The sequence below is a fragment of the Microbacterium alkaliflavum genome, assembly GCF_044325405.1.
GTDB classification, from domain to species: Bacteria; Actinomycetota; Actinomycetes; order Actinomycetales; family Microbacteriaceae; genus Microbacterium; species Microbacterium alkaliflavum.
In genome coordinates, this window is the sequence record NZ_JBIQWL010000002.1 from 820,267 (window position 1) to 846,187 (window position 25,921).

Consider the following 25,921-nt stretch of genomic DNA (forward strand, 5'->3'; position numbering starts at 1 on the left):
TTGGGCAACCCCGTGCTGTGGACCGGGGACGACCATCTGGAGTCTGACATGACCGGTCTCGGAAAGCAGTTGCTCCGCCGCAAGCCCATCATCTTCCAACTCAAGCACCACAAGGGCGAGGAGCTCGAACGCAGTCTGGGCACCTTCCAGCTCATGATGTTCGGCGTGGGCGCCACGATCGGCACCGGCATTTTCTTCGTCCTCAGTGAGGCGATCCCTCTCGCGGGGCCGGCCGTGATCTTCTCGTTCCTGCTCGCCGCTGTCGCTGCCGGACTGGCCGCGGTGTGCTACGCGGAGCTCTCCTCGTCGATCCCGGTCAGCGGGTCGAGCTACTCGTTCACGTACCACGCACTCGGTGAGGGTGCGGCGGTCCTCGTCGGTGGCTGTGTGCTGCTCGAGTACGGCGTCGCCGTCTCGGCGGTGGCCGTCGGGTGGAGCGGCTACTTCAACGAACTGCTGCACCAGCTCTTCGGCTGGCAGCTGCCGGCGGAGCTCTCGACGTCCTTCGTGCCGGGCGATGACGGCGCCGCGACGGGCGGCATCATCAATCTGCCGGCGGTCGTGCTGGTGATCCTGTGCATGCTGCTGCTGATCCGCGGCGCATCGGAGTCGGCGACGGTCAACGCGATCATGGTGTGCATCAAGCTGGGTGTGCTGTCGATGTTCATCGTCATCGGCTTCTCGGCGTTCAACGCCGACCACTTCTCGAACTTCCTCGGTCAGGCATCCGGTATCAGCGGTGCCGCCGGGGTCATCTTCTTCTCCTTCATCGGACTGGATGCCGTCGCGACGGCCAGCGAGGAGGTGAAAGACCCGCAGAAGGCGATCCCGCGCGCCATCATCGGCGCCCTGCTGATCGTCACGACGTTCTACGTGCTGGTGTGCATCGCCGGCCTGGCAGCGGAACCGGTGGAATGGTTCGCCACTCCCGAAGCAGGCGAGGCAGGCCTGGCGAAGATCATGGAGAACGTCACCGGCACCCCGATCTGGGCGACGATCCTCGCCGCCGGCGCGGTGATATCGGTCTTCTCCGTCACACTCGTGACGCTGTACGGCCAGACGCGCATCCTGTTCTCGATCTCGCGCGACGGAATGGTCTCCAAGAAGTTCCTCGCCGTCAGCCCGAAGTACGGCACACCGGTCTACAACACGGTCGTCGTGTCGATCCTGGTCGCCCTGGTCGCCGGCTTCGTTCCCTCCGACTACCTGTGGGACAGTGTGTCGTTCGGAACGCTCGTCGCCTTCAGCGTCGTCGCGATCTCGCTGATGGTCCTGCGCCGCCGGCGCCCCGATCTCGAGCGCCCCTTCAAGGTTCCCCTCTACCCCGTCGTGCCGATCCTCACCGTGGCCGTGTGCGTGTACGTGCTGACGAGTCTCCGCCCGATCACCTGGATCATCTGCGTGAGCTGGCTCGCGCTCGTCTTCGTCTTCTATCTGCTCTACGGGCGCAAGCACGCCACGCTCAGCAACTACACCTCTGACGAGGAGATCTCGGAGCCGATCCACCCGGAGGCCGAGGTATGACGTACGTCGTGGGCTACGGCCCCCACAAGCACGATCGCAGCGCCATCGAGCTCGCCTGCCAGCTGGCGCGCTCCCTCCCCGAGCCGGTGGTCGCCGTGTCGGTCGTGCCCCGCGGCTGGGGAACCCCGGGCGCCGGCGGCACCGATCGCGAGTACGAGCAATGGGCCGCGGGCGAAGGAGACGACAGCGCAGCCCTCGCGCTCGCGGACCTCGCGCAACACTCCGCGGTCGACGGATCGGCGGTGTGGGTGGCCGGAAGGTCGGTGCCTCAGACCCTCATCGAACAGGCCGCCGAGAGGGATGCCACGATCCTCGTGGTCGGCTCGGGGGGCGACGCCGAACCCGGCCGCATCCGCCTCACCTCGAAGACCGACCGGCTGGTCCATTCGTCGACCGTGCCCGTCGCCATCGCCCCTCGCGGATACCGCACGTCCAGCGCTGTGACGAGGATCACCGTGGGCTTCCGCGACGACGATGCGAGCTGGTCACTCTTGACCCGCGCGGCCGAGATCAGCAAGAGGGCTTCGGCACGACTGCGCGTCGTGACCTTTCTCGTGAATCCTTCGAGACGTCCGGTCACCAACACGGTCAGTCACGCCGAGACCCAGGTCGTCAATCTGTGGGCGGCGCAGGCGGCGGCCGCTCAGGGCGAGGCGGCGGACCATCTGACGTCGATGGGCTTCACGGGCGCCAATCTGCAACTGATCACGGCCGAGGGTGCCGATTGGGGCGCAGCCGTGGACTCGGTCGACTGGGCCGATGGCGACGTGCTCGTGGTCGGCTCGTCGTCCACGCACCGGCTGGCTCAGGTCTTCCTCGGCTCGAGCGCATCCAAGATCCTCCGCCACTCCCCGGTGCCGGTCGTGGTCGTCCCAGGGGCGGCCGTCGGGTAGCGGGTGACAGGAAGGGACCGCGGCAAGACCCGTCGGCGCCTTCGCTGGCCGCCCAGGGCACCGGCTCGATGACGGACCCGTGCTCGCCCCCGCCTGGAAGACTGGGTGGATGCTGGACTTCGAGCTCGCGCGCATCCCCGGCGGAGCTGTCCAGCTGCATGATGCACGGCGCCGACGGCGGTGGACAGTCGACCTCGAACCATTCGAGCTCGGTGTCTACCCTGTGACGCAGGAGCAGCTGGCCGAGATGCTCGGGGAGGCGCCATCTCACCCCCGCCGACCCGCGAGCGACGTGAGCTGGCTGCGCGCGATCCGCTTCTGCAACGCCGCTTCGGAGTGGGAGGGGCTCGACCCGGTCTACACCTTCGACGGGGAAACGGTGGCGTGGGACGTCGAGGCCGACGGCTACCGCCTTCCCACGGAAGCGGAATGGGAGCACGCGTGCCGCGCGGGTTCGACGGGTCCGCACTACGGGCCGCTCGCCGACGTAGCGTGGACGAGTGCCGACGGTGTCGGCTTCCCGCAGAACGTCGGAGGGAAGCTCCCGAACCTCCACGGCCTGTTCGACACGCTCGGCAACGTGTGGGAGTGGTGCTGGGACCTGCTCGATCCCGCGCGGTACGGCGACTACCGCGTCTTCCGCGGAGGAGGATTCGCGGATGACGCGTGGAGCGTCCGCGCGTCGACTCGGCGCGGCGGCGCCCCGCGCATGCACCACGACGACGTCGGCCTCCGCGTCGCGCGCGGTTCATTCTCGACGGCGGGCGAAGCCCAGGGATGGTCAGCGTCGGCTGATCGGGAACGCGCGTCGATCGACGATCCCCTTCCGCCCGGCTGGACCCCTCAGCGTTAGCGGAGCCGGACGCTCCTACGGTGTCCACCACGGCCGCATCGGACGGTCACCATCGTCGCCGGTACCCCGGGAGTTGACGGCCAGCACGTGGTGCAGTTCGATCCCGCCCGATTCGAAGGCGAGCCGTGATCCGGCCATGTACAGGCCCCACACCTTGGCGGCGGGAAGTCCGATCTCGGCGACTGCTTCGTCCCAGTGCTCGACCAGGTTGGCGCACCAGTCGCGGAGCGTCAGGGGGTAGTGGGGGCGCAGGTTCTCCTCGTGCAGCACTTCGAGGCCGGCATCCTGTGCTTCGGTGATGATGCGGCCGGAACCGGTCAGCTCGCCGTCCGGGAAGACGTAGCGATCGATGAAGCCCTGGGCCGAGGGCTCTGCCTTGTTGTCGCAGCGGGTGATGCAGTGGTTGAGCAGCAGGCCGCCCGGACGCAACCGCGAACGCAGGAAGCGGAAGTACGCCGCGTAGTTGCGCACCCCGATGTGCTCGAGCAGCCCGATCGACGACACCGCGTCGAACCCCGTCTCGGCGATGTCGCGGTAGTCGCCATAGCGGACCTCGGCACGCTCGCCGAGCCCTTCCTCCGCGATGGCGCGCTGCGCCCAGGAGGTCTGCTCGCGCGACAGCGTCACGCCGACCGCCCGGACCCCCCGGCGCGCGGCGTAGCGCACCATGCCTCCCCATCCGCATCCGACGTCGAGCAGCCGGTCGCCCGGCTTGAGCCGCAGCTTCTCGAAAACGAGCCGATACTTGTTCTCCTGCGCTTCCTCGAGCGAAGCGTCGAGGCGCGGATAGCACGCGCACGTATACGTCATCGACGGGCCCAGCACCCATTCGTAGAAGGTGTTCGAGACGTCGTAGTGATGGTGGATGGCCTCGGCGTCGCGGGTCTTGCTGTGCCGCAGGCCTCCGGCGATGCGCCGCCAGCGCGGCGGCACCTCCTGCGGAGGCGGTGCGATCGGCCGCAGATGCTCGAAGCCGATCGAGCGCACGATGCGGGCCATGAGCCGCGCGGGAGGCCGCGTGAACTCGAGGCTCTCGGCGAGCGCTTTGAGCAGCTCGTACGGGTCGCCGGGGTGCACCCCCTGGATGTCCAGATCGCCCGCGACGTACGCGCGAGCGAGCCCGAGATCGCCGAACCCGGTGACGAGGTAGGTCGTGCCGCGGGGCGTCTTCAGATCGATTCCGAAGGGCGCGTCCTCGGGCCCGGCCGAACTGCCGTCGTACGCCGTGAAACGCAGCGGCAGTCGACCCCCCGCGAAGATCTCGAGCACCTCCGCGAGAGTCAGCTTGCCTGGCTCCGCTTCGGCCGGGTCTGCCGCGTCGCCGGTCGCGGCATCCGACCGGTCCTTGAATGTCGTCATCGTCGTTGCACAGCCTTCTCATAGAGCCCGAGCAGTCGCGCGGCGGGGTCGTATCGCGTCTTCACCGACCGATAGTCGGCACCGCCGTAGAGCTTGTCGAAATCGTCTCGCGCGTAGTACGCATCCGAATAGAGCGACTTGTGCCCGTCCAGATCGCTCACCCTGCGCTCGATGAGCCGGTTCGTCTCGCCGTCGGTCGCCCCGATCGGCACCGTCGACCAGAAGCCGACGTTGACGTACGTCTCGCGCGGACGGAGGGGGTACAGCGGCCAGGATTCACCGTCGCGCAATCGCAGTGGACAGAGCCAGATCGGGGCGATCGGCACGTTCCCGAGGAACCATTCGACGAACTCGGCGCATCGCTCGATCGGCACTTCGATGTCCTGGATGACGCGCTCACGCGCAGGGCGGCCGTGCAGCCTCTCGAGGCGATCGCCGATGTCGAATCGGCGTTCCAGCCTCATGAGCCTGCCGTACGTGGCGCTGCGCAGGTAGCGCCGCGGCCACAAGCGACGGACGAGAGGATGCTGCGCCCCGAATGCCGCCGAGCACCAGAACCAGTCGGTGTCCCACCGCCACAGGTAGTCGTGGATGGTGAGCCGGTCCTCTTTCACGACCTGGTCGTGCTGGATAGATCGGTAGTAGATCTGTCGGCCGGTGTAGTCGCTGACGGGTCCCGGCGCCGCGGTCTGGGTGCCGACGCACAAGTAGCACTCGTCGGCGCTGAACACGACGCCGTCGAGGTAGTCGACCGGCAGGTCGTCCAAGCGATGCGTCGTGACGATGCGGTCCATCGCTGCGATCAGATCGGCGATCGCATGGAACCTCACATGCGCGAGCGCCACGAACGGCTTGGCGGTCTCGAGCTCGATCCGCAGGCGCACCGCGTAGCCCAGCGTGCCGTACGAGTTGGGGAACGCCCGATACAGGTCGGCATTCTCGCCGGGCGATGCGGTGACCACCTCTCCGGCGCCCGTGAGGATGTCCATTTCGAGCACAGACTCGTGCGGCAGCCCGCTGCGGAACGACGTCGACTCGATGCCCAGGCCCGTCACCGCGCCACCGAGTGTGATCGTCTTCAGCTGCGGCACGACAAGCGGGACCAGCCCGTGAGGCAGCGTGGCGGCCACGAGATCCTCGTAGGTGCACATGCCCGCCACGTGTGCCGCGCGCCCCGCGGGATCAACGCTGATCACTCCCGTCAGTCCCGATGTGTCGAGGCCTGCGGCAGCCGTGCTCGCACGCGTGCGGAACAGATTCGAGGTGCGCTTCGCGAGCCGGACCGGCGCGCCCTGCGGCACCGCGCGATAGCTCTCGACCAGCCGCCGCACGCCGGCGGCGTGAGCAATGCGGGCGTCGGTCGCGGGAACGGACACGGCCCCACGCTAGTCCGCGGCGGCGTTCGGGTGAAGGATGCCGCTTCCGGCCGTTCTGCAGACATTCGAGCCTCGGCACCAGCGACCCCCATCCAGGTGACATGGAGCCGCTTCGGCATCTCCGCCGGCTCGCCGTGATGACTGAATGTCCGGGGGTCTCGTTACCGTCGTCCGAGTGGCAGTAAGCGATGCGCTCGCCGGGCTGGATCCGGCACAGCTTGAGGCCGTCGAGCACGGCGAGGGGCCGCTTGTGGTCGCGGCGGGGGCCGGCACTGGGAAGACGCGCGTGCTCACCGCACGGGTTGCGCGGCTGCTCGAGGCGGGGGTCGTGCCTGAACGGATCCTGCTGCTGACGTTCACCCGGCGTGTGGCATCCGCGATGCTCTCCCGCGCCGCGGTGATGTGCGGCGATGCCCAGGCCGCGCAGCGCATCGCCGGCGGCACGTTCCATGCTGTCGCGCATCGCATCATCGCCGAGCATGCACAGCATCTGGGGCTGGAAGACGTGACGGTCATCGACCCCGACGACGTCATCGACCTGATCGACCTGCTGCGTGCGGAGCACGGGCTCGACGGCACCGAGGTGCGGCTGCCCACGACACGGACCATCGCCGACATCGCCTCCCGCGCGATCAACACCCAGACCCCGGCCCGCGCCGTCATCGAAGAGCAGTTTCCCTGGGCGCTCGAGCATGTCGATGCGATCGCGGGCCTCTTGCGCCATTACCGCGACCGCAAGCGCGAGCGTGGCCTGCTCGACCTGGACGATCTGCTCATCGCCTGGCGGGCGCTGGTCGCTGATCCCGACGTCGGAGCACGGCTGCGGGCGCGCTGGGACTGGGTGCTCGTCGACGAATACCAAGACGTCAATCAGCTTCAAGTCGACATCGTGCGCGGGCTCAGTCCCGACGGTCGCGGGCTCACGGTCGTCGGCGACGACGCGCAGGCGATCTACGCATTCCGGGGGGCGAGCGCGGGGCACCTGCTCGAGCTCATCGAGGCGTACCCCGACGCCACGCTCGTACGCCTCGAACGCAACTTCCGTTCCACGCAGCCGATCCTCGACCTCGCGAACCAGGTGCGCCCGGGCGAACTGAGGCTGCGGCTCGTCGCCGACCGTCCGCAGCCGGGCGTCCGACCGACGCTGGTCACGTGCCGCAACGCCGACGACGAGGCCCGCACGATCGCGGACCGCATCCTCGCCGCGCACGTCGACGGCACCCCGCTGCGTTCGCAGGCTGTGCTGATGCGCACCGGATCCCACAGCGCGCAGCTCGAGGTCGAGCTGAAGGTGCGGGCGATCCCATTCCACAAGTTCGGCGGGATCGGGTACCTGGAGACGTCGCATGTGCGCGACCTGCTGGCGACCTTCCGCGTGGTGCTCAATCCGGCGGACGAGGTGTCCTGGTACCGCCTGCTCACACGGCACCGCGCGATCGGGAAGGCGAGTGCACGCGGACTCGCCGGGATCCTCGCCGACGGGGGCGTCGATCGCGCGGCCGACGCGGTCGCGGCGGCACCGGCGAAGGCGCGCACCGGGCTCGCGTCGACACTGTCGCTGCTCGGCGCCGTCGACTCCACGACGGCCATCCCGGAGTTGGTCGAGACGTGCCGCGGCGCGGTCGATCCGCTGCTGCGCGCGCACTATCCGGATTGGCACCGTCGGGTGACGGAAGTCGACGGCATCGCACAGGCCGCCGCTCAGCAAAGCGATCTCCGCATGTTCGTGAGCGAGCAGGCGATCGACCCGGTGAACGTCGCCGGCGACTGGGCGAAGCAGCCGCATCTCGATGAGGACAGGCTGACCCTGTCCACGATCCACTCCGCGAAGGGCCTGGAATGGGACGCGGTGCACCTCCTTCGCGCGAACGACGGGGCGATGCCCTCGGACATGGCTCTCAGCTCGCGCGTAGGCCTCGCCGAGGAGGAGCGCCTCTTCTACGTCGCGCTCACCCGCGCACGCGACACCCTCGACGTGTACGTGCCCTCGCAGCTGCCCACGCATCCCACCGCGTTCATGGCCAAGCACGTCGCCGCGAAGCCCAGCAGGTTCCTGACCGAGTCCGCACGCGCTCTCATGGAGTCTGTCAGCACCGCCGCCGTCACGCCCGAGCCTGCGATCGAGCGGGCCGTGGCAACGCGGCGCGTGCGCATGGATGAGTTCGACGAGCTATTCGCCTGATCTGCCTCGGCGAGACATCGGGTCGAGCGACCGCGCGGGAGGACGCGGGCTATTCGTGGCGTTCTGCGGGTCGCGTCTTGTGCGTCGGCGAGTCCCACCGGCGCAGGGCAGGCGGCGGATCGGGTCTGTCATCGTTGCCTTCGCGCTCGACGATGACGAGACGTGATGCCGGGGCGCGATCACCGCTTTGCTCGGGAGACTGCGTCATCGCTCTACCTCCTGAGGCGACAATGCGCCGGATGACCGGCACTGTCAAGAGAGATGCTCACGTCCGACTCGACAACGACCCGGGGTGGATCCTGCAGCGGCACCGGATCGCTTCCACGACGAAGCCCCCGCGCGAACGTGTCGGGCGGGGGCTCGCTTTGGTATTTCAGCGATCGCGGGTGCTCATGAAACTGTCCTTCCGTCAGGAACAAGGCGAATCTAGTCATCTATCGGAGCTTTGACAACGATGCGGCCGGCAATCACATCGCTCTCTAAGACGACAGATAGGGTGGCGAGGTGACAGCGCCCGCTCTGCCGAGCCCCGGCCCGGTACCGCGGCCGGGCGCCATCTACTTCCTCGGGCGGGTGGTGCTGCGGCCGCTGTTCTGGCTGTTGTACCGTCCGCGCATCGTCGGTCGAGGCAACGTGCCTGCGGGTGGGCCGGTGCTGCTGGCGAGCAACCATCTCGCGTCGCTGGACACGGTCATCATCCCGACATCCGCGGCACGCCCGGTGCAGTTCCTCATCAAGTCGTCGTATTTCACGGGCTCCGGGATGCTCGGCCGCTGCAAGCGCTGGTTCTTCACATCGATCGGCGGTGTCCCGGTCTACCGCGCGACCGGTCGCGATGCGAGAGCCGCGCTCGACGCAGGCAGCAGCATCCTGCGGGCCGGCAGCGTGTTCGCCGTGTTCCCGGAGGGGACCCGCTCACGCGACGGGATGCTGCACGAGGGTCACGGCGGCGCGGCATGGATGGCGCGCGACACCGGCGCCGCGGTCGTGCCCGTCGGGCTGATCGGGACCGGCACCGCCAAGCCCCTGAGCCACCTCCTGCCAGGAAGGCCGCGCCTCGAGGTGCACTTCGGCGAGCCGCTCGACCTGACCGATCTGCAGGACGTGCCGGACGGCAAGGCCCGTCGCGAGATCACCGAGCGCATGATGGTCGCCATCGCACGCCTGAGCGGACAGGAGCGCTCCGGCAGCCACAACGCGACATCGCGCGACTGAGCCTCCAGGCGTCGATGGACGACCGATACGGCGGCGCCCCCGAATTCGCCTCGGCCGATCCGGCGATCGCGCCCGATCGAGTGGCCGGGACGATCCCCGTCGACGTGCCGGAGCTGGCAGGACATCGGGCACGTGCGATCCTGGATGCCTGACTGCAGCGCGTCGCAACGAAAGGCCCCGCCGTGAAGATCGCCCTCCTCCAGCGGTTCGTCGTGCTCGTCGACAACGACCTCCACTTTCCGCGCGCAGCCGATGCCCTCGGCATCCCACTCCCCTCGCTCTACTCGACCGTCGAGAAGCTCGAGGAGGAGGTCGGTCATCCGCTCATCGCCGGCGAGAAGACGAACCGGACGCTCACGCCTGCGGGCAGGCTGCTGCTCGACGAGGCGCGGGAGCGGATCGCCGCCGAGCCGACCGCGGAGCCGAAGCCGGTCGTGAAAGCGGGCGGCAAGGCCAAGGCGTCGAAAGGCAAGGGGCGGGCGCCCATCGTCAAGGGGCAGCCGAAACCGTACAAGAAGCGCCAGGGGCGGTAGCGCCTACAGCTCTGTGACCTGACCCGCCTCGACGCGCCAGCGCCGGTCGGTCTGCACCGTCGCGAGCATGCGACGGTCGTGGGTCACCAGCAGCAGCGTGCCGTCGTACGACTCGAGGGCCTGTTCGAGCTGCTCGATCGCCGGGAGGTCGAGGTGGTTGGTCGGCTCGTCGAGGACGAGCACGTTGACGCCTCGCGCCTGCAGGAGTGCCAGGCCGGCGCGCGTGCGCTCCCCCGGCGACAGCCGATCCACCGGCCGGCTGACGTGATCGGCCTTGAGCCCGAACTTCGCGAGCAGCGTGCGCACCTCACCCGACGACATCTCGGGCACGAGCGACTCGAACGCCGCTGCGAGCGGCTCGGAACCGGCGAGGAGAGCGCGCGCCTGGTCGATCTCGCCGATCTGCACGCTGGTGCCGAGTCCAGCCGTTCCCTCGGACGGAGCCTGGCGGCCCAGCAGCCCACGCAGCAGGGTCGACTTGCCTGCGCCGTTCGGGCCCGTGATGCCGATGCGCTCTCCCGCATTGACCTGCAGCGACACGGGACCCAGCGCGAACGAGCCCTGGCGGAAGACCGCGGAGCTCAGCGTCGAGACCACCGTGCTCGACCGCGGCGCCGAACCGATCGTGAACTGGAGCTGCCACTCCTTGCGCGGCTCCTCGACCTCCTCGAGCCGCGCGATGCGGCTCTCCATCTGGCGCACCTTCTGCGCCTGCTTCTCACTCGACTCCATCGACGCCTTGCGCTTGATCTTGTCGTTGTCGGGCGACTTCTTCATCGCGTTGCGCACGCCCTGGCTCGACCATTCGCGCTGCACGCGAGCCCGCGCGACGAGGTCCGCCTTCTTCTCCGCGAACTCGTCGTACTTCTCTCGGGCGTGCCGGCGAAGCGTCGCGCGTTCCTCGAGGTACGCGTCGTAGCCACCGCCGAACACGCGGTTCGAGCCCTGTGCGAGGTCGAGTTCGAGCACGCGCGTCACACAGCGGGCGAGGAACTCACGATCGTGGGACACCAGCACGACTCCCCCGCGGATGCCGCGCACGAACGCCTCGAGACGCTCGAGTCCGTCGAGGTCGAGGTCGTTGGTGGGCTCGTCGAGCAGCACGATGTCGAATCTGCTCAGCAGGAGCGCGGCGAGCCCGACGCGCGCCGCCTGTCCTCCCGAGAGGGATGTCATGAGGGCTTGATCGGGCGCGTCGCCGAGGTCGAGGCCGAGGTCGGCAAGCACGACAGGCAGCCGCTCGTCGAGGTCGGCCGCGCCGCTGGCGAGCCACCGCTCGAGCGCCGCCGAGTAGACGTCGGCGGGGTCGATGCCGTCGGTCGCCGGGTCTGCGAGGGCGGCGGCCGCGGCATCCATGTCCCTCGTCGCCTGCGCGCAGCCCGTGCGACGCTCGATGTAGGCGGCGACCGTCTCACCCGCGACGCGCTCATGCTCCTGCGGCAGCCATCCGATGAACGCGTCGGCCGGCGCGAGCGAGACCGTGCCGGCCTGCGGCTCGACGATGCCGGCGAGGAGGCGGAGGAGCGTGGACTTGCCGGCTCCGTTCGCGCCCACGACGCCGATGACATCGCCCGGCGCGACGGTGAGGTCGAGCGCATCGAAGAGGGTGCGGTGGCCGTACCCGCCGGCGAGGCCCTGGGCCACAAGGGTTGCGGTCATCCGTCAATCCTCCCATCGAGCGGGCAGCACCCTGATCGCCCGACGTTACGCTTCCGACTTCGTGATCAAGGGCGAGTACTGACGCTCGGCTCCGGCGTCCGAACCCCCGCGTACCATCACGGCATGGCGACCCTCGACGACGTGCGCACCATCGCGACCGAGCTTCCCGGCAGCGAGGAGCGCGCGACCACGGGCGGCGCGGCCTGGTTCGTGCGCAACAAGCTGTTCGCGTGGGAGTGCCACCCCTGGCCGAGCATGCCCGAAGACATCCGCGAGCTGTGCGCCGCCGAACTCGTGGTCGGCGTGAAGGTCGCCGACCGCCTCGACGCCCTTGCCCTCGTCGAGATGGAGCCCGGCGTCTTCCTGCGCACGACGACGCCGTGGGGCGAGCCGAAGGTCGCATTCCGCATGGCCGGCATCGACGACGACCACCTCGCCGAGCTCGTCACCGAGGCGTGGCGCGCCCAGGCGCCGAAGTATCTGCGGCGCGAGTTCGACGGGCTCGACGCCTGAGCCCGTCGTCTCTTCCCGTCACTCGACCCTCCCGTGCTGCAGCTCCCATCGCTCGGCCGCGCGGGCTCCAGCCGTGAGGAGTCGATCGAGTCGGAGGAAGTCCCGCGCGAGGATCCAGTGCCATCCCCACACGGGGAGCCACCCGACCTGCCAGCGCAATGAATCGCCGAGCTCGCCTTCGTACTCCGCGTGCACGCGTGTGCACGATCCTGAGCCGGTGCACGCGTATTCGACACGGGAGTTCCAGGGCGCGGATGACACCCAGACCACGCGCCGGTTCTCGTCGAGGAGATCGAGCCGGTCCACGAAGTGGATCCGGAACGGACCGATGCGGTCGGTCCCCATCCATCGCGTTCCCACACACGCAGGTCCGGCATCCATCTGCCTCCGGAACTCCACCGCCGGCGCGAAATCATGCCATTTCGTCGGATCGGCGAGGTAGGGGAAGACCGCCGCGACCCCGTGGTTGACCGTCGCGTCGACCACGATGCGACGCGACCATCGCCGCCCGCTCGCACTCCGAGACAACCCGACCGTCGTCGAGATCCGATCGAGCTCGTCCCCACGGCGAGGCCCGTTCCCCACGGCGTCAGCGTACTCTCGCCGTCGCACCGGGCAACAGCGCCGTGTCACCGTGGCCCTCGCCGATGTGGCGACCGGTGCCCCAGGTGTACCATGCGGCTGTTCACCGCGCGGCCCGTCCACGTCGACGATCGGCCGCGGGATCGGGGGATCGATATGGCCACGAAGCTGCCGTCGTCGGGAGCAGCGCCCTCGGGTCAGTCACCCGGCTGCGACCCGTCCGGGCTGATCCTCGTGCATCGCATCTTCCGCTGGATGTACACGCAGCTGCCGACACTGATCCGCGAAGTCGGGCCGGCGGACCTCGATCGCGCCGCCACCGTGGGAGTGTACGCCAAGCTCTATTTCGACGCCCTGCACCTGCATCACGAGACGGAAGATCTCCTGCTGTGGGATCGCCTCACAGCCCGCGACCCCGCGTGCGTTGCGCACGTGGACCAGATGAAGGCTCAGCACGCCGACGTTGCGTCGCGGCTCACCCGGATCGAGCCCCAGCTCGCACCGTGGGTCGCTGCGGCAGATCCGGGCCTTCGCGATGCGTTCGCCGCGGACATCGAAGCGCTCCGCGACACCCTGTTCGTCCACCTCGGGCAGGAGGAGGACGACATCATGCCCGTCGCGGGAGCCGTGCTCTCCCAGCCGGAGTGGGACGAGCTCGAGACGCACACGCGCGCCACGCTCACCGCGCGCCGGAAGGAATGGCCGCGAGACGTCCTGTCGCTGCAGCTCGGCCTGCTGCTCGCGAGCGTTCCCGCGGCTGAGCGTGACGAGTGGTACCACGCAAACGTTCCAGCCCCCGTTCGGCTGCTCTACCTTCTGCTGCTCAAGCGCCGGTACGACAGCGCGATGCGCGAGCTCTACCCCGACGGCATCGTGCCGCCCATGGTCTGAGGCGAAGTCACTCGACCTCGTTCGCGAACTCCTCGATCCAGTCGACAGACTCGTCGCTGAGGTAGCGGGCGTCGAAGTCTTCGTCGTCCTCTTCCTCGTCGTCCTCGTCTTCCTCCGCGGGGCGCTCGCCGCCAGCTGCGTCGCGGGGCGCCCAGACGTCGTCGGCACCGGATGCCTCGACCGCCTCGTCGATCTGGGCTGCGATGTCAGCCGGCACCGCGTCGCCGTTGTTGGCGATCAGCCAGTCGCGCGTGTCGGGGTCGAGAAGAGGCCAGATTCCGTCGATGCCCATGCCCGCAAGTGTCACACCGACTCGAGCACCCGTCCATGGCTCAGGCGTGTACGCCGGGTATCGAGTCGGTGAAGTCGGGCGGTGTCTTCGACGGTGGCGGACTCGACCCGCAAGTCAGACGTTGAAGCGGAACTCGACGACGTCGCCGTCCTGCATGACGTAGTCCTTGCCCTCGAGGCGGGCCTTGCCCTTGGCGCGCGCTTCGACGACCGAACCCGTCGCGACGAGGTCGTCGAAGGAGATCACCTCGGCCTTGATGAAGCCCTTCTCGAAGTCGGTGTGGATCACGCCGGCCGCCTGCGGGGCCTTCCAGCCCTTGCCGATGGTCCAGGCGCGAGCTTCCTTCGGACCGGCCGTCAGGTACGTCTGCAGACCGAGCGTGTCGAAGCCGATGCGTGCGAGCTGGTCGAGACCGGACTCGTCCTGGCCCGTCGACGCGAGCAGCTCTGCGGCGTCAGCAGGGTCGAGATCGATCAGCTCGGACTCGATCTTCGCGTCGAGGAAGACGGCCTTGGCGGGTGCGACGAGAGCCTCGAGAGCAGCCTTGCGCTCGGCATCCGTCAGCACCGCCTCGTCGACGTTGAAGACGAAGATGAACGGCTTCGCGGTCAGCAGGCCCAGCTCCTTGATCGGCGCGAGGTCGATGCCCGACGCCGACAGCAGTTCGCCGCGCTGCAGCGCCTCCTGTGCGGCGACGGCGGTGGAGAGCACGACGGGGTCGAGCTTCTTGCCACGCACCTCCTTCTCGTACCGCGTGATGGCCTTCTCGAGGGTCTCGAGGTCGGCGAGCTGCAGCTCGGCGTTGATCGTCTCCATGTCGCCCTGCGGGTTGACGGCGCCGTCGACGTGCACGACGTCGTCGTCGTCGAAGCCGCGCACGACCTGGGCGATGGCATCCGCCTCACGGATGTTCGCGAGGAACTTGTTGCCGAGACCCTCGCCCTCCGACGCACCGCGGACGATGCCCGCGATGTCGACGAACGACACGGCCGCAGGCAGGATGCGCTCGGAGTGGAAGATCTCGGCGAGCGTGTCCAGGCGCGGGTCGGGCAGGTTCACGACCCCGATGTTGGGCTCGATCGTCGCGAACGGGTAGTTCGCCGCGAGCACCTGGTTCTTGGTCAGGGCGTTGAAGAGGGTGGACTTGCCGACGTTCGGCAGCCCGACGATTCCGATGGTGAGAGCCACGGGCATCCATCCTACGTGGGACGGGATGCCACGCCCCGGCGCTCCCGCTCGCCGCGACCTTCGAACGAACGAAGGCGGTCCCGGAGTGGAGGACTCCGGGACCGCCTCGTCATTCAGGGTGCGGGATCAGCCGCCGACCGCGGTCAGCGCGTTCACCTGCCCGCCGCCGTTGAACCCGTTGTTCCCCTTGCCGCCCTGGCACACCTGCGGTGCGCCATTGCTGACGGACGGGAAGTTCACGAAGTTCGACATGTCGGTCGGGCATGCGATCGGGTCGGCCTGCTGCTGCAGCATCGACGCGATCTTCGCGGCGTTGGTGACACCCGTGCTCGCGATGAGCGCCGCGACGCCCGCCGCGTGCGGCGAGGCCATCGAGGTGCCCTGCGCCCAGCAGTAGCCCGCTTCCGGTCCCGGCACGGCGCAGGTCGCGTCCATCAGGGCCACCGGCCAGGTGGAGAGCACACGTCCGTTTCCGGTCGCCGGCGGGATCTGGAAGCGGCGGTCGCCACCCGGCGCGACGACGTCGGCGACGCCCACGCCGTAGCTCGAGTAGTACGACTTCACCATGTTGTAGCCGTTGGCCGTGACTCCGATGACACCCGGCACCTCGACGGGCACGACGGCGCACGCGTTCGTGATCTCCCGCGTGACCGGTGTGCTGTCATCGGGGCTCGTGACGTCCTGCGTCGGGTGGGCGAGGTCGTCCGATTCGTTGCCCTCCGCGGACACGACGACGACGCCGTTCTGCTGAGCGAACTTGATGGCGCGCCGCTCGGCCTCCCAGATGGCCCGCTGCTCCGGGTCGTTCTTGCAGTTGTAGAGCCACGGGTCGGCGAAGTAGCTGTTGTTCGTCACCTGGATGCCGTGCGTGGCGGCCCACATGAACGAGCAGACGACGGCCTCGGGGAAGAAGAACCCGTCGGCGTTGCCGGCCTTGATGCCCGCGAGCTTGACGCCCGGCGCGACGCCGACGATGCCCGAGCCGGTGCTCGCCGCGGCGATCGTGCCGGCGGTGTGCGTGCCGTGGCCGTTGTCGTCCATCCACGCTGCGGGGTCGGTGTTCGGCACGCCGCCGACGCACGAGACGCTGCGGCTGAAGTCGACGTTCGGTGCGAGGTTCGGGTGGCTCCAGTCGAGGCCCGTGTCGATGTCACCCACGACGACGTCCGGGCTGCCGGGGTTGATCGCGTGCGCTTGGGGCGCCTTGATCTGGTCCATGTCCCACTGCAGACCGGTCAGGTCGGCCGCGAGCGCGGCGGGGGCGGGGTCGGCGGCCGTGGCATCCTCATCGTTGTGCACCTGCACGCCCAGGCGCGCCGTGGCGGCGGCGCCGGAGACACTCTTGTCGCGTCCCTTCAGTGCGGAGCCGAAGTCGGCGCGGTCGGAACTAACCACGGCGACGCCGATCTGCGGGAAGGTGTTGACGACGGTGCCGCCGAGGGCCTTGACAGCGGCGAGCGACGAGGACGACACGCCGTTGCCGTTGTAGAGCACGAGATAAGTCTGCTGTGCGCCGGTGACGACAGCGGGGGCTGCCGTCTGAGCCGCCATGGCGGGCGATCCCGCCAGACACAGCCCGGCGACGACCAGCGCGCCGATCGGCGCCACCAGCCTCTTCATGGTTCGCATGGATGATGCTCCGTTCCTTTTCCGGCGCAGCATTGCGCGGTCGCGCGACACTGCACCGTGTTCCTGCCGCGGCGTCCTCGCCGCGACGCGACCGACTCCGGATTGCGGGGATCGGGTACGCAGTGCCGAGGCTAGCCGCGCGCCTCCAGGACGACAAGAGATGGATGCCTGTTGCGTCGCAGAATCACCGGTCGACACTTCGCCGACGTGTCATGACAGACCGCTCGCCTCTCGGCGGGTGAGCAATCTGCGCAATCTCGGCGGCCGCCTAGGGGCGGATCGCGCGGAACGCCTCCGTGCGGTACGGGATGTCGACGACCTCGACATCGCCCTCGACGCGGCGATGCGCGTCGAACAGCGCCTCGACCGCGCCGAGGATGCGGGCGCGGTCCGCGTCCGCCGCGGTGATGACATAGCTGCGGGATGCCACCATGTCGAGGAACGCGCCGCGCGTCATCGTGCGCGTCCACCGCCAGCTCTCATGCTCGAGCACGCCGAACGGCTCGGCGACCTGCGGGCCGTCGCTTGCGAGCATCTCCTCGGCGTGGCTGCCGTGCATCGCGGCGGTGAGCTCGGCGATCCACGACTCGGACTCGTCGCGGATGTTCCACACGAGTCCCAGCACTCCGCCGGCGCGCAGCACGCGGCCCGCCTCCTGCGATGCGGCGACGACGTCGACCCAGTGCCAGGCCTGACCGAGCAGCACGGCGTCGACGGAGGCGTCGGGAAGCGGCATCCCCTCCGCTGTTCCCGTGAAGGTGGGCACACCGTGCACGTTCTCGCGCAGCGAGGCGAGCATGCCCGGATCGGGATCGAGCGCCACGACGTCGGCCCCCGTCTCGGCGATCGTGCGGGTGAGCTTCCCCGTGCCGGCGCCGACGTCGGCCACTCGCAGGGCACGATCGGGGGTCGCCACGGGGGCGAGGAGCCAGTCGACCGCCTCTCGCGGATAGTCGGGGCGGCCGGACTCGTAGGCTCCGGCGGCGGCTCCGAACGACGTCGACATCTCCTCGCGGCTGGCCATGCGTCGAGACTAAACCCGGGTCGCCGAGCGGAGTGGGACGGATGCCGCCCCACGGTCGATGCAACGGTGTGCAACCTCCGCCCACCTAGCTTTTGGGGCATGGGCGGAAGAGCTTCGCCCGAGAGGAAGTGATGTCGATGACGACTCTGACCGAAACCCTCCCCACCGGCGCGGCGGACAGCGTGTCCGCCGGATCGATGCGCGCCGCCGTCGTGACGGCATCCGATCAGCCCCTTCTCGTGACCGAGGTGCCGATCCCGGTGCCCGGCGCGGGCCAGGCCCTCGTGAAGGTGATCACGAGCGGCGTCTGCCACACCGACCTCCACGCAGCACGCGGCGACTGGCCCGTCGCACCCAAGGCGGAGCTGATCCCCGGTCACGAGGGCTACGGCGAGGTCGTCGCGCTCGGCCCGGGTGTCACGACGCTCGAGGTCGGCCAGAAGGTCGGCAACGCGTGGCTGTGGTCGGCGTGCGGCGTGTGCGAGTACTGCCGCACCGGGTGGGAGACGCTGTGCCCCGAGCAGCAGAACGGCGGCTACTCCGTCGACGGCAGCTTCGGCGAGTACATGCTCGTGGAGGAGCGCTTCGCCGCCCGCATCCCCGACGGCGCCGATCCGGTCGAGGTCGCGCCGATCCTCTGCGCCGGCGTCACCGTCTACAAGGGGCTCAAGATGACCGGCGTCCGCCCTGGCGAGTGGGTCGTGATCTCGGGCATCGGAGGGCTCGGCCACATCGCTGTGCAGTACGCACGGGCGATGGGGATGCGGGTCGCCGCCGTCGATGTCGACGACAGCAAGCTCGCACTGGCCCGGTCGCATGGCGCCGAGGTGACGGTGAACGCGGCGGTCGACGACCCGGGAGCGGCGGTGCAGGCTGCGATCGGCGGGGCGCACGGCGTGTTGGTCACGGCCGTGCATCCGAAGGCGTTCGCGCAGGCGCTCGCGGTCACGCGGCGCGGCGCGACCGTCGTGTTCAACGGGCTTCCTCCGGGCGCGTTCCCGGCGGACATCTTCGACATCGTGCTGCGCGCCATCACGATCCGCGGCTCGATCGTCGGCACGCGCCAGGACATGATCGAGGCGCTCGACTTCTACGCACGCGGCGAGATCCACCCCACGGTGTCGGTCGAGACGATCGACGACATCAACGACATCTTCGAGCGGATGGAGCACGGCAAGATCGACGGCCGCGTCGTCATGAAGTACTGATCCACCCGGCGCGGCCCCTCCTCCGCCCGCGAGCCCACACTCCGCGATCGAGCCCACATCCCCCGTGCGCTCGGCGAGTGTGGGCTCGCTCACGGGGTGTGGGCTCGCGAAACCTCACGGGCCCGCGGCGCGCCTGCCCCGCGCGCGCCGCAGGCCGGGCGAGGCTGGCGACGTGCCATTGGACTTCACCGCGATCGACTTCGAGACGGCGAACTCCAGCAATGCCTCTGCCTGCTCAGTGGGCCTCGCCCGCGTCCGCGACGGGCGCGTGGTCGCGACGGCGGGATGGCTCATCAAGCCTCCGCCAGGACACGACCGGTTCTTCGAGGTGAACACGCGCATCCACGGCATCCACGAAGAGGATGTCGTCGACGCGAAGGGGTGGAGCGAGCAGCTCGACGATCTCGCCGCCTTCACGGGAGCCGACGTGCTCGTCGCCCACAACGCCGGGTTCGACATGACGGTGATCCGTCGCGCGTGCGAGGCCACGGGCGACTACTGCCCGCCCTACCGCTACATGTGCAGCCTGCAGGTGTCGCGCAAGATGTACGACCTCGACTCCTATCGCCTCCCGTCGGTCGCTGCGGTCGCAGGATTCGTCGACTTCGCCCACCACGACGCCTCCGCCGACGCCCTCGCCTGCGCGCACATCATGATCGATGTCGCGCAGCGCACAGGCGCCTACGACATGACGTCGCTGGCCGAGGCCGCGGGCGTGCGGATCTCGCAGATCCCCGTCCCCGAGGCGCCGTCGCTCTTCGAGTTCGATCAGGTGGCCGCCGTCGCCTGACCCGGCGCTAGCGCCGGCCCCGCGCTGCGCGTGGGGCGCGCGTCGGAGTCTGGGCCGCCGGCATCGCATGGCGATGTCGGAGGTCCGTGGGATCGTTGTTCCAGTCGGAAGACACCTTCCGATGACGACAAAACGCCGAGTGCCCCGGCGAGTCGCAGCACCAGCGTGCTGCGGCTCCTTGAGGGGGCACATGCATCACGAAGGCATCGTCGGTTTCACCGGCGCGCAATCGGCGGCGCTCGCCGATGCCGTTCATCTCTTGCAGCGGGGTCTGGCAATGGCCGCCGAGGCACGCGCGACCGTGACGACCGCTCTCGCACAGGGCGGCAGAGTCGCCGAAGCGGTCGCATCGACGAGCGACTCCCGGGTCCGCGACCACGACATGGCGCTGCGCTCCATAGCCGCCGAGTTCGCCGGCATCCTCTCGATGGACGACCGCACGGTGCAGCGACGCATCGGCGACGCGCGCGAGCTCACGGAGCTCTACCCGCGCACGTTCGAGGCCGGAAAGCGCAACGAGATCACCGAACGCCATCAGCGTCTGATCACGGAGATCGGCGCATCTCTGCCGCCCGAAGCCCGTTCGGACTTCGAGGCGGTAGCGATCGCCATCTGCCAGGAAGACACGCCGGCACGCGTGAAGTCGCGGCTGGAGATCCTTGCTGCGCGTCTGCACCCGCGCACCCTTCACCGAACGCCATCAGGAGGCGCGTGAGACCCGAAACGTTCGCGTCGTGGATCTCGGCGAGGGCATGTCCGACCTCATCGCCACGCTTCCCACGGTGCTGGCGCATGCGGTCTACGACCGGCTCACCGCGCAGGGTCTTGCCATTGGCGACGCGCGTAGGAATGCTGACGACGAAGACGAGGTGCTCGCGAGCGATGAGCGCACGCTCGACCAGATCCGCGCCGACATCCTGGCAGACACGCTCCTGACCGCCGCACCCGACGCCGACCCGACTCGCACAGACGACGGACCAGGCCTCCTCGGCGCGATCCGCGCGCGCGTACAGGTCGTCGTGCCGGCCCTCACATTGCTCGGAGTCGACGAAGGACCAGCCGATCTGGTGGGGCGTTCACCGATCGACGCAGAGACCGCCCGCGCGCTGCTCGGGTCCACGCGACATCCGATCGAACGGATCCTCACCGATCCCGTCAGCGGATCCGTCATCGAGGTCGACACCTATGAGCGTCCGGCTTCCCTCGACCGGTTCCTGCGGGGCCGCGATCAGCGATGTCGATTCCCCGGATGCCGGCTGCCCGCCGTCCGTTGCGAAGTGGACCATAGCCACGACGCGGCGCTGGGCGGAAGGACTGCCCGGTGCAACCTCGGCCACCTGTGCCAACGACATCATTCGATGAAGCAGTTCACTCCGTGGCAGGTGCGTCAGCTCGAAGGCGGCGTCATGGAATGGACGTCGCCCCTGGGCCTCGTGTACATCGATCGTCCGCCCATCCCGGTCAGCTTCCGTCCCGACGCGGATTCCGGGCAGGACGATTCCGGGCAGGACGATCCAGGTCACGGCGATCCCGCGCAGGAACGTTCTGAGGAGGACGATGCCGGCCAGGACCATGCCGGGCAGGAACGTCCCGAGAGTGCCATCGACACCTCGGAGTGCGACACGGGTGGTGAGGACGACGCACCGTTCTGACCGTCCGAGGTGAAAGACCGCCAACAGGCTCGAGTGGGCCTCCTCCGTCGGATAGACGTTCCGCACGCGCGCGCCCTCGGCTTTGCGGCACGTCGCTGATGCGCTCCGCGGTCGGCTCGCGACCCAGATCCACGGCTGAACCAACCACCGGAGCCATTGCCACGCCGATGATAGGGCGCTTCGGCGCTGGCCGCGCCCCCGTCTTCGACTCCGGGTCCCGCAGCAGCGCTCGACCCCGACTGGGTGAGCCATAGCCCCCGGCGCTGCGCACGGCTCCGGAGCTCGACTGCGGCGCGTTCGCGGCGGCGATGTCGGAGGCATCCGTCATCCTCATGGAATGGATGCACTTCTCGTCTCGATCCTCGTGATCGGCGCCCTCGCCGCCGGCATGCTGGCCGGGTGGTTCGCGGGGCTCGCCCGCGGTGCGACGCGCTCCACGCGCGAGCACGCCGACCTCCGGGCGCGGCTCGCCGCCGCCGATGCCGCGCGTGCCGGAGTCCAGGCGCAGCTCGACCACCAGCAGATCCTCTACCGGGAGCTCGCGGCGCAGACGCGCTCGGATCAGGCCGCACGCGAGGAGCGCGAGCGCCGCGAACAGGCCGTCCTGCGGGCACTCGCCCCCGTGAGCGAGACGCTGCACACGATGCAGCAGAAGGTCGATGCGCTGGAGCGCGACCGCCAGGAGCAGTTCGGCTCGCTCACCGAGCAGCTGCGTCGTGCCCACGACTCCGACGAGGCGCTGCGCGCCACGACCGAATCCCTCGCGAGCGCGCTGCGCTCGGGCAGCACGCGGGGCGTCTGGGGCGAGACGCAGCTGCGCCGCGTCGTCGAGGCGGCGGGGCTCACGCGGTACGTCGACTTCGAGACGCAGACGTCGATCATGACGGATGCCGGAGCCGGCCGCCCCGACATGGTCATCCGCCTGCCCGGCGACAAGGCGCTGGCCGTCGACGCGAAGGTGCCGCTCGACGCCTATCTCGAGGCGAGCGCTATCCCTTTGACGGCGCAGGGTCCCGAAGGCGCGCGTCGCAAGGCGCTCCTCGAGAAGCACGTCAAGGCCGTGCGGGCGCACGTGGACGCCCTCGCGAAGAAGACCTACTGGGCCGGATTGTCGTCGAGCCCGGAGTTCGTCGTCTGCTTCGTGCCCAGCGAATCCCTCCTGGCCGCCGCTCTCGAGGAAGACCCCGCGCTCCTCGACTACGCGTTCGGGCGGCGCGTCGCGCTCGCCTCGCCCGTCAACCTGTGGGCCGTGCTGAAGACGGTCGCCTTCACCTGGACGCAGCAGGATGTCTCGCAGGAGGCGCGGACGCTGTTCGAGCTCGGGAACGAGCTCTACGGACGGCTCGGATCGCTCGCGAGCCACGCCGACGACCTGAGGCGGGCGATCGAGCGCACCGTCGACAGCTACAACAAGTTCGCCGGATCGCTGGAGTCGAGGGTTCTCGTCTCTGCCCGTCGCTTCCCCGGCATCGATGCGACGAGGCTCGACGCGCTGGCATCTCCGCCGGCGATCGAGCGCGCGCCACGGCGCCTCACGGCACCCGAGCTGCTCGAAGAGCTGGATACGGGCGAGGACGAGCCGCAGCTCGATTCAGCCTCACCGACGACGACGGCAGACCTCGGCGACCTGCGCGGTCGGATCGCACCGGTCGAGTGACCAGATCGGATCGCGCCGGTCGAGTGACCACACGAACCGTTCGCCACGCGACCCACGGGGCGATCGGATCGCGCCGGTCGAGTGACCACACGAACCGTTCGCGCACGCGTCATCCATTGCACCGGGCGAGTGGCCGGGGGCACGGGTCGCGCCCGCGCGTCACCCGTCGTGCCGGTCGTGCCGGTCGAGCGACCGGGCGCACGGGTCGCGAACGCACGCCACCTCCGCGATCGGATCACACCCGTCGAATGACCCAGGCGAAACGCGCCGCGAACGTGCGTCACCGCACGATCCGGGCGCGCCGACCCAACCGACCCGACTGCGGGTCAGGCGCCGCCCGGCACGAGGCTCATGAGCGCGATGACAGCTGCGGATACGAGCACGAACGCGCCGATCATCCACCACACGGATGGCTGGTGACCCTCGTCGCGACGCTTCCGGAAGAAGACGTCGGGTCGGCGCGCGGGGTCCTGGGCGTTCCTGACGACGGCCTGCGCTCCCGTCTGCGGGCCCGTGCTCTGAGCGGCCATGGGGTTCCCTCCGACGTGCTCGGCGCCGGGGTCAGCGCCTCGACCATTCTGCCAGAACCTTCGTTCCGAACCCGGGAGGGCTCGGCACGCGTCGCTCAGAGCGCCGTTACCGGCTGGTCAGAGCCACTTCGAGGTGAGGTGCTCCGACGTGATGCGCCGCAGCGTGCCGGATGCCCCGCGCAGCACGACGCTCTCCGTGTAGATCCAGTCGCCGTCACGGCGCACTCCGCCCACCAGCTCGCCGTTGGTGACGCCCGTCGCGACGAAGAGCGTGTTCTTCCCTGTGACGAGGTCGTCGGCCTCGTAGACGAAGTCGTCGAGCTTGAGCCCTGCGTCGATGCCCTTCTGCTTCTCGTCGTCGTCGCGCGGCCAGAGACGGCCCTGGATATGCCCGCCGAGCGCCTTGATGGCGCACGCCGTCACGATGCCCTCAGGGCTGCCCCCGACACCGACGCACATGTCGGTGCGGGCGTTGTGGCGGGCGGCGTTGATGCCGCCGGCGACGTCGCCGTCGGACATGAGGCGCGTGCCCGCGCCGGCATCCCGGATCTCCTCGATGAGCTGCGCGTGGCGTGGTCGGTTGAGCACCGAGACGACGAGCTCGTCGACGGGCTTGCCGAGCGCCTTCGCGAGGAGGCGGATGTTCTCGCCGATCGGGAGACGGATGTCGACGACGCCGACCCCGGCGGGACCGGTCACGAGCTTGTCCATGTAGAACACAGAGGAGGCGTCGAGCATCGTGCCGCGGTCGGACACCGCGATCACCGAGAGGGCGTTGTTGCGACCCTCCGCCGTCAGCGTCGTGCCGTCGATCGGGTCGACGGCGATGTCGCACTGCGGGCCGCGCCCGTTGCCGACCGCCTCGCCGTTGAACAGCATCGGCGCGTCGTCCTTCTCGCCCTCGCCGATGACGATGACGCCGTCGAAGTTGACGGTCGTCAGGAACGCGCGCATCGCGTCGACGGCGGCGCCGTCGGCGAGCTCCTTCTGGCCGCGACCGATGAACGGCACGGCCCGGATGGCCGCCGCTTCGGTGGCCCGCACCAGCTCGAGGGCGAGGTTGCGATCGGGGTGCAGAGGGCTCATGTCTTCGGTCAGGCTCACCATGGGCGTCAGCCTAGCCCCGAGCATTCTCGGAGAATCAGGATTTCGGCCACTCCGGCGTGAAGGATTCGCGAATCTTTCACCCTGGGAAGGACGGCCCGCCCTGTCCCGCCGCATGGAAGCGGGGCATCCCGTGCGCGGACGCCCCTTCGCTAGAGTTGCCGTGAACGTCCCCGAACAAGGAGCACGACATGCCTGTCGCCACCCCAGAGCAGTACGCCGAGATGCTGGACCGCGCGAAGGCCGGCGGCTTCGCGTACCCCGCGATCAACGCCGCGAGCTCGCAGTCGATCAACGCGATCCTGCAGGGTCTCACGGAGGCCGGTTCCGACGGCATCATCCAGGTCACGACGGGCGGCGCCGACTACTTCGCCGGCCACACCGTCAAGGCGCGTGCCACGGGCGCGCTCGCCTTCGCGAAGTTCGTGACCGAGGTCGCCAAGAGCTACCCCATCACGGTCGCCCTCCACACCGACCACTGCCCCAAGCCGGCGCTCGAGGACTTCGTGCTCCCCCTGATCGCCGCCTCGGAGGAGGAGGTCAAGGCGGGCCGCAACCCGATCTTCCAGTCGCACATGTGGGACGGCTCGGCCGTGCCGCTCGACGAGAACGTCGAGATCGCGAAAGAGCTCCTCCCCCGCCTCAAGAACATCAACGCCATCCTCGAGGTCGAGATCGGCGTCGTCGGCGGCGAAGAGGACGGCGTCAAGCACGAGGGCACCAACGACGCCCTCTACACGACGACGGGCGACGTCTCGAAGTTCGTCGAGGCTCTCGGCCTCGGCGAGAACGGCCGCTACATCGCGGCGCTCACCTTCGGCAACGTGCACGGCGTCTACAAGCCGGGCAACGTCAAGCTCAAGCCCGAGCTGCTCGGCGAGATCCAGCAGGGCATCGCTGCGCAGTTCGGCACCGGCGCCAAGCCCCTCGACCTCGTCTTCCACGGCGGCAGCGGCTCGAGCGACGAAGAGATCGCCGAGGCCGTCGCGAACGGCGTCGTGAAGATGAACATCGACACCGACACCCAGTACGCCTTCACCCGGTCCGTCGCGGGCTTCATGTTCTCGCACTACGACGGCGTCCTGAAGGTCGACGGCGAGGTCGGCAACAAGAAGGCCTACGACCCCCGCGCCTGGGGCAAGATCGCCGAGTCGGCGATGGCGGCTCGCGTCGTCGAAGCGACGCAGCAGCTCGGGTCGGCGGGCAAGTCGCTCGGCGTCTGACTCTCGGAACAGTGAAGGGGATGCCTCGGCCACGGGCCGCGGCA

Annotated in this window: 25 protein-coding genes; 15 read left to right on the plus strand and 10 right to left on the minus strand. The window is 69.2% G+C overall.

Annotated features, from left to right (window positions below):
- Window positions 1-48: 48 nt before the first annotated feature.
- From ACH3VR_RS08820 to ACH3VR_RS08830, 3 genes are all read left to right on the plus strand, one after another.
- Entirely contained in the window at window positions 49-1,524 is a 1,476-nt protein-coding gene (locus ACH3VR_RS08820) for an APC family permease (RefSeq protein ID WP_396640385.1), read from the plus strand.
- A complete protein-coding gene (locus tag ACH3VR_RS08825) occupies window positions 1,521-2,417 on the plus strand; it encodes a universal stress protein (RefSeq protein ID WP_396640387.1) in 897 nt (298 codons plus the stop codon). Before ACH3VR_RS08820 ends, ACH3VR_RS08825 begins: the two co-directional genes overlap by 4 nt.
- A 109-nt stretch (window positions 2,418-2,526) precedes the next feature.
- Window positions 2,527-3,270, plus strand: a complete 744-nt coding sequence (locus tag ACH3VR_RS08830; protein WP_396640388.1) for a formylglycine-generating enzyme family protein — start codon at window positions 2,527-2,529, stop codon at window positions 3,268-3,270.
- A 15-nt stretch (window positions 3,271-3,285) separates the two neighbouring features.
- Here the strand turns inward: ACH3VR_RS08830 and ACH3VR_RS08835 are convergent, their stop codons facing one another.
- Together ACH3VR_RS08835 and ACH3VR_RS08840 are read right to left on the minus strand one after the other, a co-directional pair.
- The gene (locus tag ACH3VR_RS08835; protein ID WP_396640389.1) at window positions 3,286-4,629 is read right to left on the minus strand and encodes a class I SAM-dependent methyltransferase; all 1,344 of its coding nucleotides are present in this window, start codon (window positions 4,627-4,629) and stop codon (window positions 3,286-3,288) included.
- On the minus strand, window positions 4,626-6,005 hold the full coding sequence (locus tag ACH3VR_RS08840) for an FAD-binding oxidoreductase (RefSeq protein ID WP_396640390.1): 1,380 nt from the start codon (window positions 6,003-6,005) through the stop codon (window positions 4,626-4,628). Before ACH3VR_RS08840 ends, ACH3VR_RS08835 begins: the two co-directional genes overlap by 4 nt.
- A 175-nt stretch (window positions 6,006-6,180) precedes the next feature.
- Between ACH3VR_RS08840 and ACH3VR_RS08845 the strand changes: the two genes are divergently transcribed.
- From ACH3VR_RS08845 to ACH3VR_RS08860, 4 genes are all read left to right on the plus strand, one after another.
- The gene (locus ACH3VR_RS08845; protein ID WP_396640391.1) at window positions 6,181-8,187 is read left to right on the plus strand and encodes an ATP-dependent helicase; all 2,007 of its coding nucleotides are present in this window, start codon (window positions 6,181-6,183) and stop codon (window positions 8,185-8,187) included.
- A gap of 504 nt (window positions 8,188-8,691) precedes the next feature.
- Window positions 8,692-9,402, plus strand: coding sequence for a lysophospholipid acyltransferase family protein (locus tag ACH3VR_RS08850; RefSeq protein WP_396640392.1), 711 nt, complete (start codon window positions 8,692-8,694; stop codon window positions 9,400-9,402).
- Window positions 9,403-9,416: 14 nt separating this feature from the next.
- On the plus strand, window positions 9,417-9,554 hold the full coding sequence (locus ACH3VR_RS08855; RefSeq protein ID WP_396640393.1) for a hypothetical protein: 138 nt from the start codon (window positions 9,417-9,419) through the stop codon (window positions 9,552-9,554).
- A gap of 30 nt (window positions 9,555-9,584) precedes the next feature.
- A complete protein-coding gene (locus tag ACH3VR_RS08860) occupies window positions 9,585-9,935 on the plus strand; it encodes a LysR family transcriptional regulator (protein ID WP_396640394.1) in 351 nt (116 codons plus the stop codon).
- A gap of 3 nt (window positions 9,936-9,938) precedes the next feature.
- Here ACH3VR_RS08860 and ACH3VR_RS08865 read toward each other — a convergent pair whose 3' ends face one another.
- Entirely contained in the window at window positions 9,939-11,594 is a 1,656-nt protein-coding gene (locus ACH3VR_RS08865) for an ABC-F family ATP-binding cassette domain-containing protein (protein ID WP_396640395.1), read from the minus strand.
- A gap of 123 nt (window positions 11,595-11,717) precedes the next feature.
- Here ACH3VR_RS08865 and ACH3VR_RS08870 point away from each other — a divergent pair, with 123 nt between their 5' ends.
- On the plus strand, window positions 11,718-12,107 hold the full coding sequence (locus tag ACH3VR_RS08870) for an MmcQ/YjbR family DNA-binding protein (protein ID WP_396640396.1): 390 nt from the start codon (window positions 11,718-11,720) through the stop codon (window positions 12,105-12,107).
- Window positions 12,108-12,125: 18 nt separating this feature from the next.
- Here the strand turns inward: ACH3VR_RS08870 and ACH3VR_RS08875 are convergent, their stop codons facing one another.
- Window positions 12,126-12,593 (minus strand): SRPBCC family protein, encoded by a 468-nt coding sequence (locus ACH3VR_RS08875; RefSeq protein ID WP_396640397.1) that lies wholly within the window; start codon window positions 12,591-12,593, stop codon window positions 12,126-12,128.
- Between the two features lie 252 nt (window positions 12,594-12,845).
- On the opposite strand from ACH3VR_RS08875, the gene ACH3VR_RS08880 reads away from it, so the two are divergent.
- A complete protein-coding gene (locus ACH3VR_RS08880) occupies window positions 12,846-13,580 on the plus strand; it encodes a hemerythrin domain-containing protein (RefSeq protein ID WP_396640398.1) in 735 nt (244 codons plus the stop codon).
- Window positions 13,581-13,587: 7 nt separating this feature from the next.
- On the opposite strand, the gene ACH3VR_RS08885 is transcribed toward ACH3VR_RS08880, so the two are convergent.
- The 4 genes from ACH3VR_RS08885 to ACH3VR_RS08900 all read right to left on the minus strand — a co-directional run bounded on the left by ACH3VR_RS08885 (window position 13,588) and on the right by ACH3VR_RS08900 (window position 17,713).
- The gene (locus ACH3VR_RS08885; protein WP_396640399.1) at window positions 13,588-13,872 is read right to left on the minus strand and encodes a hypothetical protein; all 285 of its coding nucleotides are present in this window, start codon (window positions 13,870-13,872) and stop codon (window positions 13,588-13,590) included.
- A gap of 114 nt (window positions 13,873-13,986) precedes the next feature.
- On the minus strand, window positions 13,987-15,060 hold the full coding sequence (ychF, locus tag ACH3VR_RS08890; protein ID WP_396640400.1) for a redox-regulated ATPase YchF: 1,074 nt from the start codon (window positions 15,058-15,060) through the stop codon (window positions 13,987-13,989).
- Between the two features lie 126 nt (window positions 15,061-15,186).
- Window positions 15,187-16,689, minus strand: coding sequence for a S8 family serine peptidase (locus tag ACH3VR_RS08895; protein ID WP_396640401.1), 1,503 nt, complete (start codon window positions 16,687-16,689; stop codon window positions 15,187-15,189).
- 268 nt (window positions 16,690-16,957) lie between these two features.
- Entirely contained in the window at window positions 16,958-17,713 is a 756-nt protein-coding gene (locus ACH3VR_RS08900; protein WP_396640402.1) for a class I SAM-dependent methyltransferase, read from the minus strand.
- 137 nt (window positions 17,714-17,850) lie between these two features.
- Between ACH3VR_RS08900 and adhP the strand changes: the two genes are divergently transcribed.
- The 5 genes from adhP (at window position 17,851) to ACH3VR_RS08925 (ending at window position 23,020) form a co-directional block, all read left to right on the plus strand.
- Window positions 17,851-18,921: an alcohol dehydrogenase AdhP gene (gene adhP, locus ACH3VR_RS08905; RefSeq protein ID WP_396640403.1), complete on the plus strand. Its 1,071-nt coding sequence runs from the start codon at window positions 17,851-17,853 to the stop codon at window positions 18,919-18,921.
- 172 nt (window positions 18,922-19,093) lie between these two features.
- A complete protein-coding gene (locus ACH3VR_RS08910) occupies window positions 19,094-19,711 on the plus strand; it encodes a 3'-5' exonuclease (RefSeq protein WP_396640404.1) in 618 nt (205 codons plus the stop codon).
- A gap of 190 nt (window positions 19,712-19,901) precedes the next feature.
- Entirely contained in the window at window positions 19,902-20,426 is a 525-nt protein-coding gene (locus ACH3VR_RS08915) for a hypothetical protein (protein WP_396640405.1), read from the plus strand.
- Window positions 20,427-20,445: 19 nt separating this feature from the next.
- Window positions 20,446-21,363, plus strand: a complete 918-nt coding sequence (locus ACH3VR_RS08920; RefSeq protein ID WP_396640406.1) for an HNH endonuclease signature motif containing protein — start codon at window positions 20,446-20,448, stop codon at window positions 21,361-21,363.
- A 337-nt stretch (window positions 21,364-21,700) separates the two neighbouring features.
- The gene (locus tag ACH3VR_RS08925; protein WP_396640407.1) at window positions 21,701-23,020 is read left to right on the plus strand and encodes a DNA recombination protein RmuC; all 1,320 of its coding nucleotides are present in this window, start codon (window positions 21,701-21,703) and stop codon (window positions 23,018-23,020) included.
- 326 nt (window positions 23,021-23,346) lie between these two features.
- On the opposite strand, the gene ACH3VR_RS08930 is transcribed toward ACH3VR_RS08925, so the two are convergent.
- Both ACH3VR_RS08930 and glpX read right to left on the minus strand, forming a co-directional pair.
- A complete protein-coding gene (locus tag ACH3VR_RS08930; protein ID WP_396640408.1) occupies window positions 23,347-23,550 on the minus strand; it encodes a UDP-N-acetylmuramyl pentapeptide phosphotransferase in 204 nt (67 codons plus the stop codon).
- Window positions 23,551-23,667: 117 nt separating this feature from the next.
- Window positions 23,668-24,657, minus strand: a complete 990-nt coding sequence (glpX, locus tag ACH3VR_RS08935) for a class II fructose-bisphosphatase (protein ID WP_396640409.1) — start codon at window positions 24,655-24,657, stop codon at window positions 23,668-23,670.
- 188 nt (window positions 24,658-24,845) lie between these two features.
- On the opposite strand from glpX, the gene fbaA reads away from it, so the two are divergent.
- Window positions 24,846-25,877, plus strand: coding sequence for a class II fructose-bisphosphate aldolase (gene fbaA / locus ACH3VR_RS08940; protein WP_396640410.1), 1,032 nt, complete (start codon window positions 24,846-24,848; stop codon window positions 25,875-25,877).
- Window positions 25,878-25,921 lie beyond the last annotated feature (44 nt).